Source organism: Acidaminobacter sp. QWL-03 (assembly GCF_058683855.1).
Genome location: NZ_CM178752.1, coordinates 643,399 through 656,666, shown reverse-complemented (window position 1 = coordinate 656,666; position 13,268 = coordinate 643,399). Strand labels below are relative to the sequence as shown.

Here is a 13,268-nt window from a genome sequence, read left to right as displayed (position 1 = left end):
ATGCCCTCAAAAAGCGTACGCTTATCCTGTAGAAATTAAATTTCTGGGGGTAAGAATTATGACCATCGGCATCATTGTTCACTCCAAAACCGGTCACACGCTTCAAGTGGCTGAACAACTCAAAGCCAGCCTTTCAAAGGCCGGAAGGCCCGCAGCGTTGGTTCGGATCGAGGATCATCCTGACCTTGACAGTTTCGAGACGCTCGTGCTCGGCTCCCACACAGAGGGCTTTGCGCTGGCAGCAGATATGGCGGCCTATTTAAATGCACTGCCCTCAAAGGCCCTAAGTCAAAAAAAAGTCGCACTTCTGATTACTCACGCTTTCCCGCTTCACGCCATGGGCGGCAATCAGGCTATGAGCGGATTCAAAAACCTTGTAGAAAAGCAAGGCGCAAGGGTCATCAGTGGGGAAATCATCGACTGGTCAAGGCCGGGTCGGGATCGACAGATCGAGACTGCTGTGGGGCGGATGGCAGGAAAATTGTGACTACTTTTCATTTTCTGCCTATGAGGCTGCCTGTATCTTAATGACACGGCATTTAGCCAGAATTTACTGTTACACGTCAAAAAGCCCGTTGCCATTTCTGGTAACGGGCTTTATTGTATTAAGTTGTGTGAGTAAACCTATAAGCCGAGTTCTGTATTTGACAATCATCTATCTAGGCCCATCGTTGCCGGAGGGCTCAAGCGACCTACCAACCGGGGGGAGCGAGCAACTCCCTTCTCATCCCGTACTTGGTCTTGCTCCAGGCGGGGTTTACAGAGCCGTCCAGTCACCTGAACGCTGGTGAGCTCTTACCTCACCATTCCACCCTTACCGCAGCAGCGGCCGAAGCCTGCCTGCTGAGGCGGTATCTTTCTATTGCACTTTCCTTGGAGTCGCCTCCACTGGGGATTACCCAGCACCCTGCTCTATGGAGCTCGGACTTTCCTCGTACTTTCGCACGCGATTGTCTGGTTTACTCACTTGTCTATTATAGGCTGTATTAAACTAAAAAGCAATGGAAAAAGGATTAATACGCGTTTCAGAGACTACCACCCTGGCTTCATACCCCTTTTGCTCCATGTCATCCTTTAACCGGGCTGCCATGCGGCTGATAAACGGCAGCTCAGTCTCACAATGCCCTGCGTCGATCAGATGAACGCCAAGCGCTAAGGCACCTTGTGCATCATGATACTTCACATCTCCCGTAATAAGCAGATCACAGCCTGCCGCTGCAGCTTCCCTGTAAAAAGACGCCCCCGCTCCAGGCACCACTGCGATGCGGTGAACCAGAGCTTCCGGCGCTCCAACCATGCGTGTCCCCGGGGCGTTCAAAGCGCCTTTGACCTTAGACGCCCACTGTGCCAAATTAAGATTCTGACCGGTATCAGATGAGGCCACCGCTACGGCACCAAAACCATAGATTTCTTCCGGCGCCTTCAACGGCCACAAATCATAAGCTGGCACCTCATAAGGATGTGCGTCCAACAACACTTTTAGTGTTTCTCTGACTTGATCCTGACGGACCAGGACTTCGATCTTGGTTTCATCGACGCGTTCGCGAAGACCTACAGAGCCTATGGCGGGCTGAGCGCCTTCCATCGGCAAAAAAGTCCCTGTTCCTGGAGTGCTGAAGCTGCACTCCGAATAAGAACCGAGACGGCCTGCGCCGCTTTCAAACATAGCCTTAGACACAATTTCAGCGTGGGTCACAGGTACGTATACCGCCAGTTTAAACAAGGATTCGCTGAAGACGTCCCCCATGGTTTCAACGCGTTCCAGCCCAAGGGACTCAAGCAGCGCGTCCACAGAGCCGCCAGGCGCTGCATCTGCGTTTGTATGGGCGACGTAGACGCCAATTCTGGCAGCGGTCAGTTTTCTGATCATGGCCTCAATGGGATTGCTCTCCGTTAGTCGCTTCAGCGGTTCAAAAATAAGCGGATGGTGGCATACTATCAAATCTGCATTGACATCTATGGCTTCTTGAACCACAGCAGGGGTAACCTCCAGCGCAACCAATATTTTATTGACGGCGCTGTTTGGATTGCCCACCTGGAAACCAACATTATCCCAGGCTGCTGCCAGCGAAGGTGGATAACGATCTTCAATAAGCTTGACTATTTTCTTGGAGTTGACAAGCATGTCTGTGCCTCCTTCAACAGCTTAAGACGCGCTTCAAAGGCGTGACGCTCAGTCGCCTCAGAATCTTTGGCCTGCGCCAGAGCACGGATAATATTTTCCGTCTTTTGTATTCTATGGGCGAGATAGTTCATGGAAATTTCATCTTCAGCCCTGATCATTCGCTGTCCCATTTCTGCGGTTTTAAATTCTACGGTTTCGAGGCATCGTCCTGTATACTGGACCGAAAAAATCTCGTAAAATTTTTGACCTTCCTGAGCAACTTGCTCATCCAGGATTTCGAATCCATTTTGGAGCAGCCACACCCTCAGCTCCCGAATTGCGACCATAGGCTGAAGCACTAAACATTTCAGTGACTGCACCAGCGGCAGCGCCTCAATAATCAGGTCGCGGATTAAGAATCCCCCCATACCTGCCAAAACCGCAGAATCGATCTCTCCCATCTCATAGACGTCAAAACCGGAGCCCAGTCGAACCTCGATCACATTTTCCAGGTTCGCTGCTGCGACAACACTTTTTGCATTCTCAACCGGACCCACGTGAACATCACTGGCTATGACCTTGACGGCACGCCCTGACCGAATAAGCTCTACCGGTACATAGGCATGGTCGCTGCCTATGTCCGCCACTCTAGACTCTTGAGGGACCATAGCGGCAACTGTCCGAAGTCTTGGGGTCAATCTTGGTTTCACAATTCTGGCCTCCTCTAATCGACGAAAGGAAATTGGCGTCACAAGTAAGCCGGATAAGGCTTATGCTGCACCAATTTCCTTTCACAGAACCAGGTCTCTCCCGGTTTTTCAAATTCATGACAACTTTATAAAGCCAACCAATGATAACCGCTGCAGATTTACTCCAAGTAATCCTTGAGTTTTTTGCTGCGGCTAGGGTGCTTCAGTTTTCTCAGAGCTTTAGCTTCAATCTGACGAATTCGTTCTCTGGTGACGTCAAACTGTTTACCCACTTCTTCAAGAGTTCGGGCGCGGCCGTCCTCAAGCCCGAATCTGAGTTTCAGCACCTTTTGTTCCCTTGGTGTCAAGGTCTCAAGAACCTCCATAAGCTGCTCTTTAAGCATAGAAAATGCCGCTGCATCAGCAGGCGCAGGTGCATCATTGTCAGGAATGAAATCTCCCAAATGGCTGTCTTCCTCTTCACCAATAGGCGTCTCCAGCGACACTGGCTCTTGTGCGATCTTCAAAATTTCTCTGACCTTTTCAACACTCATGTCCATTTCAGCTGCAATTTCCTCCGGCTTAGGATCCCGTCCGAGATCCTGAAGAAGCTGCCTGGACACTCTGATGAGTTTGTTGATGGTCTCCACCATATGCACCGGAATCCGGATGGTTCTAGCCTGATCCGCAATGGCACGGGTAATTGCCTGACGAATCCACCATGTGGCGTACGTGGAGAACTTATAACCTTTTCTCCAGTCAAACTTCTCAACTGCTTTGATCAGTCCCAGATTGCCTTCCTGAATCAGATCGAGGAACAACATACCCCGCCCAACATAACGCTTGGCAATGCTGACAACCAGTCTGAGGTTTGCTTCGCATAGCTTTTTCTTCGCCTCTTCGTCGCCTTCCTCCATGCGCTTTGCCAGTTCAATCTCTTCGTCTCCAGACAAAAGCGGCACTTTTCCAATTTCCTTGAGATACATTCGAACCGGGTCGTCAATGCTGATGCCTTTAGGAAGTGATAAATCCTCAACATCAACTTCAACTTCTTCCGCGTTCTCGTCCTCTTCAATCAGCGGCTCATCATCCAGCAAATCCTTTTCGCCAATGACCTCAATGCCCATGGAAGCCAACGAGTCATAAATATCTTCAATCTGATCCTTGTCGATGTCGAGTTCCGATAAGCCGTCTTCGATTTCTGAATAAGTAAGATTGCCTTTCACTTTCCCCTTATTCGCCAGCTCTTTGACGGTATCAAGATGCTGCGGATCTATCTTAGCCAATCGACGTCCCTCCTCTCAAGGAATCTCTTTCCTTGACCGCTTCTGTTTTCATCTTTTTCAATTCCATTTCCTTTCTGATCAAAACGAGTTTGAGATGTGAGACCTCCGACTCGCTAAGTGCGTTAGCCGATGGTTGTTCAAGTTTCTCTCTCTCAGCTCTGAGCTCTGCTATTTGAGCATCCAATTTCGCCAATTTATAATGGATCCTGGTCACCATGGCTTCGCGAGTGAGATTTTCACCCACAATGCTGTTTCTTGCCACCTGGTCCAGTCGTATGGCCGTTTCCAGATCAAACATCTCAACGATCTCATCATGTCCCACAGTGTCATAGACTCTGTAATATAACTCCAGGCGCTTGATTAGATCCTTTATTTCCGAATTCTCAATTTGATCCAAATCCAGATCTGTACCTATAAGGTCAAATGCGGATTTATTTCTCAAAGCAATTTCAAGAATTTTTTTCTCCAGTTCAAAAATTGCATTATATTGCGTTGGATCAATAGCGACTTTCTCAATCTGTTTCTTGGCTTCAAACTGAGGTCGAGCTTTGGAAAAGCCGTAAACTTCCCTATAAATCGCATTTGAGTCATACGACTGATCTTTTGCCACGTAATCTATATAATAACTTTTTTCGACCTCGCTGTCGAGTCCCCTTATGATCATTGCAACATTTTTTAAATATTCCAGTTTTTCATTAGGTGCATTCAGGTTATATCTGTGCTTGGCTGCCTGAATTAAGAATGTCGTCGCAGGGTCAGCTTCCTGAACCATTTTTTGAAAAGCCTGGGCACCGTTTTTTCTGACAAAATCATCTGGATCCTGGCCAACCGGAAGCGTCAGTACCCTTAACTTCGCCTTCATATCCTTTAAAATGCCCACGCCTCGGAGAGCGGCTTTTCTTCCGGCTTCATCCCCATCAAAACAGAGTGTCACTTCGTCCACGTAGCGGTCGAGGACCCGGGCATGTGCTTCTGTCAAAGCCGTGCCAAGTGTGGCGACAGCATTGGTGATCCCGGCTTGATGAAGCATTATGACATCCATATACCCCTCTACCACAATGACACTGCGCAGTTTTCCAAGCGCTTCTTTTGCCTGAAGAATCCCGTAAAATGCTGTGCCTTTGCTGAAAATTACCGACTCTGGAGAATTGAGATACTTTGGCATATCGTCTCCAATAGCACGACCACCAAAACCAATGATATTTTGGCGCTGATCCTGGATAGGAAAAATCAGCCTATTCCGGAATTTGTCATAATAGCCATTTCCGTTTTTTCGCCGGTCCACCAAACCGACCTGCAATAAGAGGGGGTGCTGCTGCGGCTCCATATAATCTGTCAGGGCTTGCCACGCATCTGGTGCGAAACCCAGCCCAAACCGTCTGGCGGTCAGCGGTTCAATACCCCGCTTCTTCAAATAAGCCTGTGCCGAAGGATCTTCCTTTAGCTTTCTCAAGTAAAATATGGCAGTTTCTCTGTTAACTTGATATAAGGCCTTTTTCAGTGTAGCCGTTTCTTGCTCCTGAGCGGAATTCTGAACTTTATATCGATCCAAATCCAAGCCATAGCGCTCGGCCAGAGCCTCAACCGCATCAATAAAATCCAGGTTTTCCATGGCCATGTAGAAGGCAATTGCATCACCGCCTGCACCGCAGCCAAAACAGTGATAGCGATGTTTTTCCTCAGTGACGACAAAACTTGGGGTCTTCTCATTGTGAAACGGACATAACCCTTTATGGTTTCTGCCGGTCCGTTTCAACTGCACATAGCGCCCCACAAGATCGACTATATCCACGCGTTCCAGAAGTGCTTCAGCGACTTCATTTGTATACTTAGACATATTGTACCCACTTTTCTAATGAAAAAATCCTGAGTAAGGACCTGTTGTCAATATTTATAAAGTTCCGGATGATTCTTGATCCGGCTGCAGGACACACAGTCCTTAGGCCCTGAAATAATAATGCGCTTACCTTTCACGATAATAAGAATTCAACGTTTAAAGGCAATTTCCTTTAATTTTTTTTCGTTTTAAAAAATGTTTTTCCATTTCTGAAAAGATCCCGACATATAAGATCTTATTTTATAATAAATTTTATATTTTGACCTGCAAAATTGAGTCAAGTCCAAAAGTCCGGAACAAAAAGTTTTTGATACAGTTGAACCGCATAACGATCCGTCATGCCGGAAACATAATCTTTCACTGCTTCTATGCCTTCCTTCCCCTGATAAAGCTCGAAATATTCCCGAGGCATCTCTGAGGGCAGATCGCAATAATACTCATACAACATTCTGAGCACCACGCGCGCTTTCTTTTCCTCTTTTTTGGCATCTAAATTGAGGTACACATGATCAAACATAAATTGCCTGAGCCCTACAAAAGCCTCGGCAATTTCCGGACTGAACGAAAGCTGGTCCGAACCTCTGCTGTGATTGACGATATCTACGATCAACGTATTGATCCTTTGACTATGAGACTTGCCCAGGGTCTTCAGGTACACCTCAGGCAGTTCTGAGAGCTCCAGAACCCCCGCCCGCAGTGCGTCGTCAATATCGTGATTGATGTAGGCGATACGGTCGCTGAACGATACCGCGTGCCCTTCAAGTGTCTGTGGTTTTTTCCCCCCGCTGTGGCTGAGGATCCCATCTCGAACTTCATGAGTGAGATTCAGACCCCGCCTTCCATCCGACCTGATTTCCAAAAGATCCACCACCCTGAGACTCTGCTCGTTGTGATCGAAACCGCCAGGATGAATCTGGTCCAGTTCCATTTCACCGCAGTGACCAAAGGGCGTGTGTCCCAAATCGTGGCCGAGGGCAATCGCTTCAGTAAGGTCTTCATTGAGTCGAAGCGCCCTGGCTATGGTGCGCGCGATCTGTGACACATCCAGCGTATGCGTCAGACGCGTTCTATAATGATCCCCCTCGGGCGACAGAAATACTTGTGTCTTATGTTTAAGGCGTCTGAACGCTTTAGAATGCAGGATCCTGTCGCGGTCACGCTGATAAACTGTTCTTATAGCGCACTGCTCTTCAGGAACCAATCTCCCTAGGGAATCCGAAGCATGCTTGGCATGCTCAGAAAGCACCAACCGCTCAATCGCTTCTGTCCGTTCTCTAATGGACATGAGCCTCACCTCCATTTATGACGCTCGCTTATTATTCGCTGAAGAAACCCAAGAATCCTTTATTTCAAAAAACTTTTTTAGTATTTGTAATTAATCGTCAAAAAAGAGAGGCAGAATGGGACCCATGAAGTCAAACCGGACTTCCCAAGGCACCTTCTCCCTCTCTCGCTTTTCTTTTAGTTATAGCCGATGGTCACCAAACCCAGCCAATCTTTTCTAAAGATTGATCCCTGTTTTACTTTCTCCGCTCTTAGCTTTAATGGCAGCCTGGGCAGCAGCCAGCTTGGCGATTGGAACACGATATGGCGAGCAGGAAACATACTCAAGGCCAATTTCGTGGCAAAATTCAACAGATTTCGGTTCTCCGCCATGCTCACCGCAAATGCCAAGCTTGATCTCCGGCCGAGTCTGACGGCCAAGCTCTATCGCCATCTTCATGAGCTTTCCGACGCCTTTTTGATCAATGGTTTGGAACGGATCCTTTTCAAAGATTTCCTTATGTCGATACTCCGGCATGAATTTTCCGGCATCATCTCTGGAGAATCCAAGGGTCATTTGCGTCAAGTCATTAGTTCCAAAGGAAAAGAATTCCGCATGTTTTGCAATGTCATCTGCAAGCAGTGCCGCCCGCGGGACTTCAATCATAGTGCCGACCTTATAATCCACCTGAATGCCTTGCTCCTCCAAAACCTTGTCAGCGGTTGCTCTTACAAGGGCGTCAAGTATCTCAAGCTCCTTTTCGAAACCTACAAGCGGAATCATAACCTCTGGCTTGACTTTCAACCCCAGGCGCTTCACGACATCCGCCACAGCTGCGAATATTGCCCTGACTTGCATTTCATAGATTTCAGGATAAGTGATCGCCAGACGGCATCCACGATGTCCCAGCATTGGATTAAACTCTTTTAAATCGTTGACAATGGATTTGAGTTCAGAGGCTGATATCTTCATGTCCTTTGCCAGCGCTTCTATGTCCTTGTCTTCGTGAGGCAGGAATTCATGCAGCGGAGGATCCAGAAGGCGAATCGTTACCGGCCGTTCGCCCATTGCCTCGAAGATACCGATAAAGTCAGCTTTCTGGAATGGCAGAAGATGTTCAAGCGCTTCCTTTCGTTCCTCAAAGGTCTTGGATATGATCATGCGCCTGACCACCGGAATACGCTCTTCTTCAAAGAACATATGCTCCGTTCTGCAAAGGCCAATCCCTTCAGCACCAAATTTGACCGCGACTTTTGAGTCTCTTGGATTATCCGCATTTGTTCTTACCTTCAGAACCCTGTGCTTGTCTGCCCAACCCATGAGCTTTCCAAAGTTTCCGGTCAATTCAACTTCCTTTGTCTTGATCTTTCCGAGGAAAACGCGGCCGTTATTGCCATCCAGCGAGATATAATCCCCTTCTTTGACAACCAACCCGTCCACATGAAACTGTTTTGCGTATTCCTCCACTTTAATCTCACCGCAGCCAGCAACACAGCATTTGCCCATGCCGCGTGCAACTACAGCCGCATGAGAGGTCATCCCGCCGCGAGAAGTCAGAATTCCGACACTGCTGACCATACCTTCAATATCCTCCGGCGATGTTTCCTGACGCACCAACATGGCAGGAATACCTTTGGCTTGAGCGGCAACAACGTCTTCAGCGTTAAAAAACACCTGGCCGCAAGCTGCGCCCGGAGAAGCCGGCAATCCTTTGGCAATTTCTCTGGCGTTAGCGAGATCGACATCATCAAATGTCGGATGCAGCAGCTGATCGATTTGATCTGGCTGCAGCCGCATGATAGCAGTCTCTTCGTCAATAAGTCCCTCTTCGACGAAGTCAACGGCAATGTTGACCGCTGCAGGTGCCGTGCGCTTCCCGTTTCTCGTCTGCAGCATGAAAAGCGTTCCGCGTTCAATGGTAAACTCAATATCCTGCATGTCTTTATAATGCTGTTCGAGTTTAGTCGAAATTTCTCTGAACTGCGTATACACTTCAGGCATGACGTCCTTGAGTTCAGAAATGGGTTTAGGTGTTCGAATCCCTGCGACAACATCCTCGCCTTGAGCGTTGAGCAAAAATTCACCAAAGAAGGCGGAATCCCCGGTAGAAGGATTGCGCGTAAAGGCGACACCTGTACCTGAGGTCTCACCCATATTGCCAAAGACCATCTCCTGAATATTGACAGCGGTTCCGAGATTATGCGGGATGTCGTTCAAATTCCTATAAATATGTGCCCGAGGATTATCCCAGGATTCGAAGACGCTATTGACCGCCATGATTAGCTGAACTTCCGGTTCCTGTGGAAACGGCTTTCTGGTCTCCTTTTGAACAATGTCCTTATAGGTCTTGACCAAGGCTTTCAGGTCATCCACCGTCAACTCAGTGTCATAAGTAAGTCCTTTGTCGCGCTTGGCCGCTTCTAATGCATGCTCAAAATTGTACTTGGCGACCTTCAATACAACATCGCTGAACATTTGAATGAATCTGCGATAACTGTCATAAGCGAATCTAGGATTCTCTGTCAAAGATGCCAAGCCCTCGACGGTCTCATCATTCAGACCCAGGTTCAGAATAGTATCCATCATGCCCGGCATGGAGAAGACCGAACCCGAACGAACGGACACCAGAAGCGGGTTTTCCACGTTTCCAAATGATTTCCCCGTAATGGTTTCAAGCTTCTTAAGATAGTCAAAGATCTGAACCTTAACGTCGTCACCCAGAGATTTTCCTGTTTCATAATAGGCATTGCATGCCTCAGTCGTTATAGTAAAACCATTTGGCACCGGGAGTCCAATGCGCTTCATTTCCGCTAAATTTGCGCCTTTTCCACCTAAGAGTGACTTCATTTCGGCGTTGCCTTCCTCAAAAAAATAAACCCATTTTTTCAATTGACTCACCTCATATCAGCATATTTTTTTTCATGATCTCAACGATGATATTTGCTGTTTCTTCAACGGCTTTGCTTGACACGTCAATGACCGGACATCCAAGCTTTTTCATCAGTTTATCTGAATACTCCAGTTCCTCGAGAATTCGTCCCAAGTCCGCATAAGAGGCGTGGCTGTCAAGACCTAACGCTTTTAGCCTTTCTTGGCGGATTTCATTTAATTTATACGGATTAGTGGTTAATCCAATTATTCTATTGGAGGGTACTTCATATAGTTCGTCTGGCACAGGCACCTCGGGCACCAGAGGGATGTTGGCGACCTTGATGTTTTTGTGTGCCAGGTACATGCTCAAAGGCGTTTTCGATGTTCTGCTGATCCCAATGAGGACAAGATCTGCCTTCTTAACGCCTCTTGGATCCTTCCCGTCGTCATATTTCACCGCGAATTCGACGGCTTCAACTTTCTTGAAGTAACGTTCATCCAGCCTGTGAACAAGTCCAGGCTCGCCTGCCGGTTCGACTCCGAGAAATCTTGAAAAAACATCAACGAGAGGAAGCAGAAGATCCACGGTGGGAATGTCAAGTTTTTTGCATTCCTCGACCAGCTTGTCTCTCAGATGTGTGAGCACAGTCGTAATCAAAATGACAGAACGGTGAGCTGATGCTTCCTCCACGATCTCCATAATTTGCTCTTCGTTAGAAATAAAGGGATAGCGCTTGATTTCATACTCATTTCCACCAAACTGCTCAGCCGCAGCGCGCGCCATCATTTCTCCAGTTTCGCCGAGTGAGTCAGAGATGACATAGACGTGATATTTTTTACTCAATCCAATCCCCCCCCAAGTTTATTGCCAATATCTACGAAGAGCTTTGTAATGTTGGTTTTCGAGAACCTGCCGACAATTCTGTAAAAAATCTGACCGTCTTTAAATATTTCCTCAACCACAGGAAGCGCGTCGATCTCATGCTCCATGATTTTTCTAGCCGCCTCGACAACGGGGTCCGTCGGCCCAACCGTCACTACATTAGGCATCCTCGTCATGATGATACCCACAGGGATCTGATGAATATCACTTCCACCAATAGCGGCTTTAAGTAAATCTTTCCTGGAAATGACGCCCGAGAGATATTTGGCTTCATTGGTGATAAAAATCGAGCCCACATCTTCCAGGAACATTGTGACCACAGCATCATACACGGACGTGGTATCCGTGATTGCCACCGGTCTTGATTTCAAATCTCCTACCCTGACGGCGTTTAGATAGTCCGCAATTTTCTGACGTTCAACACTGCCTATGTACATATACCCTACCTTTGGTTTGGCTTCGAGCATGCCTGACATGGTCAGCAGATTTAAATCCGCACGAATCGCAGAGCGCGTCACATTTAGAAGACTCGCAATGTTTTCACTGGTAATAGGCCCTTGCATTTTAACTATCTCGAGTATTTCATAATGACGATTTTTAAGTTCTATACTAATCACCCGCTTTCACCTTAATGTGATGCACTATTTAACACGTTGAGACTATTCTACTACACTTTATAAGGGATTGCATCGTATTTTTAATAATATTGTTGTTTTTTTTCCCATACATTGACATAATTGAACGCCCTTAAAAAGAAAGAGGAAATTAGTGCAGCGCTAAGTCACGAACCGACTTAGTGCCTACACTGATTTCCTCTCTTGGTTATATCATATTTCTTAGAATTCCTGGCTCTGACGGATCAGCGCAGCCAATTCGTTGATTGGGACTCTTTTCTGTGTCATTGTATCTCTGTCTCTGACCGTAACTTGGCCATCTTCAAGGGAGTCGAAGTCAAAGGTAATGCAAAATGGCGTTCCAATCTCGTCATGTCTGCGATATCGCTTGCCTATGCTGCCGGAGTCGTCGTAATCCACCATAAAGTCTTTGGAAAGCATTTCAAAGACTTTAATCGCTTCATCATTCAGCTTTTTGGCAAGCGGAAAAACAGCTGCTTTAAAAGGCGCAAGCGCAGGATGGAACTTCATGACCACACGATCTGAGCCATCCTCAAGGGTCTCCTCTTCGTAAGCATCCACAAGAAATGCCAGCGTGACGCGATCCGCGCCAAGAGAAGGCTCGATACAATACGGCACATATTTCTCATTAGTCATGGGGTCAATATAGCGAAGATCTTCGCCGGAATGGGTCATGTGCGCTTTGAGGTCAAAATCCGTTCTGTCAGCAATTCCCCACAGCTCGCCCCAGCCAAATGGAAATAGGAATTCTATATCCGTTGTGGCATTGGAATAGTGGGAGAGCTCCTCCTTGGCATGATCACGCGAACGAACGGAAGTCTCTTTCATATTGAGGTTCTTCAGCCAATCCAGACAGAATTGCTTCCAATAATTAAACCATTCAAGATCCTCACCAGGTGCGCAGAAAAATTCGAGTTCCATTTGCTCAAATTCACGCGTCCTGAACGTAAAGTTGCCCGGTGTGATTTCGTTTCTGAAGGATTTGCCAACCTGGGCAATGCCAAAAGGCACTTTCTTTCTGGAAGCCCGCTGAACGTTTTTGAAATTTACAAAAATCCCCTGAGCAGTTTCAGGCCTCAGGAAGATCTGCGTACTGGAATCTTCGGTTACGCCTTGGAACGTCTTAAACATGAGATTAAACTGACGAATCCCCGTAAAGTCCTTTTTGCCGCACTCCGGGCATTTAATGCCATGCTCTTGTATATAAGCCTCCATCTTTTCTTTAGGCCAGCCATCCACAACACCTTCATGGCCTATTTCCATAAAATGGTCTTCAATAAGTTTGTCCGCCCTAAACCGCGCTTTACACGACTTACAATCCATCAGTGGATCAGCGAAACCACCCACATGGCCGGATGCCACCCAAGTGGCCGGATTCATCAAAATTGCCGCATCCAGGCCAACATTGTATTTGGACTCTTGGACAAACTTCTTCCACCAGGCCTTCTTGACATTATTCTTGAGCTCGACACCCAAAGGACCATAATCCCACGTGTTGGCCAAACCGCCATAAATTTCAGAACCCGGAAAGACAAAACCGCGGGTTTTGGATAGTGAAACAATTTTTTCCATAGTTACTTTTGACATCAGAAACCCTCCCGTACTGTAATGAATGAATAGTCATCAGAAACTTAAAGAATGTTGGCGCTATGAAGTTCAGATCCGTGTCACACCGCCGGACTATTCATCCTAGCAAAAA

Annotated in this window: 10 protein-coding genes and 1 other RNA gene; 1 reads left to right on the top strand and 10 read right to left on the bottom strand. The window is 47.2% G+C overall.

The features are described from left to right. Window positions 1-58 precede the first annotated feature (58 nt). The gene (locus tag AC4PHM_RS02890; RefSeq protein WP_492019392.1) at window positions 59-487 is read left to right on the top strand and encodes a flavodoxin family protein; all 429 of its coding nucleotides are present in this window, start codon (window positions 59-61) and stop codon (window positions 485-487) included. A 124-nt stretch (window positions 488-611) separates the two neighbouring features. On the opposite strand, the gene rnpB is transcribed toward AC4PHM_RS02890, so the two are convergent. The 10 genes from rnpB to AC4PHM_RS02840 form a co-directional block, all read right to left on the bottom strand. Further along, window positions 612-966: RNase P RNA component class A (rnpB, locus tag AC4PHM_RS02885), an RNA gene on the bottom strand. A 25-nt stretch (window positions 967-991) separates the two neighbouring features. Further along, on the bottom strand, window positions 992-2,125 hold the full coding sequence (locus AC4PHM_RS02880; RefSeq protein ID WP_492019391.1) for a Nif3-like dinuclear metal center hexameric protein: 1,134 nt from the start codon (window positions 2,123-2,125) through the stop codon (window positions 992-994). Then, entirely contained in the window at window positions 2,101-2,814 is a 714-nt protein-coding gene (locus AC4PHM_RS02875; protein WP_492019390.1) for a tRNA (adenine(22)-N(1))-methyltransferase, read from the bottom strand. The genes AC4PHM_RS02880 and AC4PHM_RS02875 overlap by 25 nt, the downstream gene beginning before the upstream one ends. Window positions 2,815-2,972: 158 nt before the next feature. Further along, window positions 2,973-4,079: an RNA polymerase sigma factor RpoD gene (gene rpoD / locus AC4PHM_RS02870; protein WP_492019389.1), complete on the bottom strand. Its 1,107-nt coding sequence runs from the start codon at window positions 4,077-4,079 to the stop codon at window positions 2,973-2,975. Beyond that, on the bottom strand, window positions 4,072-5,916 hold the full coding sequence (dnaG, locus tag AC4PHM_RS02865) for a DNA primase (RefSeq protein ID WP_492019388.1): 1,845 nt from the start codon (window positions 5,914-5,916) through the stop codon (window positions 4,072-4,074). Before dnaG ends, rpoD begins: the two co-directional genes overlap by 8 nt. 277 nt (window positions 5,917-6,193) lie before the next feature. Next, entirely contained in the window at window positions 6,194-7,201 is a 1,008-nt protein-coding gene (locus tag AC4PHM_RS02860) for a deoxyguanosinetriphosphate triphosphohydrolase (protein WP_492019387.1), read from the bottom strand. A gap of 216 nt (window positions 7,202-7,417) precedes the next feature. Next, window positions 7,418-10,069: a pyruvate, phosphate dikinase gene (gene ppdK / locus AC4PHM_RS02855; RefSeq protein ID WP_492019386.1), complete on the bottom strand. Its 2,652-nt coding sequence runs from the start codon at window positions 10,067-10,069 to the stop codon at window positions 7,418-7,420. Between the two features lie 10 nt (window positions 10,070-10,079). Continuing rightward, on the bottom strand, window positions 10,080-10,895 hold the full coding sequence (locus tag AC4PHM_RS02850) for a pyruvate, water dikinase regulatory protein (RefSeq protein WP_492019385.1): 816 nt from the start codon (window positions 10,893-10,895) through the stop codon (window positions 10,080-10,082). Then, window positions 10,892-11,551, bottom strand: a complete 660-nt coding sequence (gene ccpN, locus AC4PHM_RS02845; protein ID WP_492019384.1) for a transcriptional regulator CcpN — start codon at window positions 11,549-11,551, stop codon at window positions 10,892-10,894. Before ccpN ends, AC4PHM_RS02850 begins: the two co-directional genes overlap by 4 nt. A gap of 219 nt (window positions 11,552-11,770) precedes the next feature. After that, window positions 11,771-13,156 (bottom strand): glycine--tRNA ligase, encoded by a 1,386-nt coding sequence (locus AC4PHM_RS02840; protein WP_492019383.1) that lies wholly within the window; start codon window positions 13,154-13,156, stop codon window positions 11,771-11,773. Between the last annotated feature and the right edge of the window lie 112 nt (window positions 13,157-13,268).

Bases quoted from the DNA above. Each gene is read 5' to 3' on its own strand.
- AC4PHM_RS02890 (WP_492019392.1), top strand. From the start codon at position 59: ATGACCATCGGCATCATTGTTCACTCCAAAACCGGTCACACGCTTCAA.
- AC4PHM_RS02880 (WP_492019391.1), bottom strand. From the start codon at position 2,125: ATGCTTGTCAACTCCAAGAAAATAGTCAAGCTTATTGAAGATCGTTAT.
- dnaG (WP_492019388.1), bottom strand. From the start codon at position 5,916: ATGTCTAAGTATACAAATGAAGTCGCTGAAGCACTTCTGGAACGCGTG.
- AC4PHM_RS02860 (WP_492019387.1), bottom strand. From the start codon at position 7,201: ATGTCCATTAGAGAACGGACAGAAGCGATTGAGCGGTTGGTGCTTTCT.
- AC4PHM_RS02840 (WP_492019383.1), bottom strand. From the start codon at position 13,156: ATGTCAAAAGTAACTATGGAAAAAATTGTTTCACTATCCAAAACCCGC.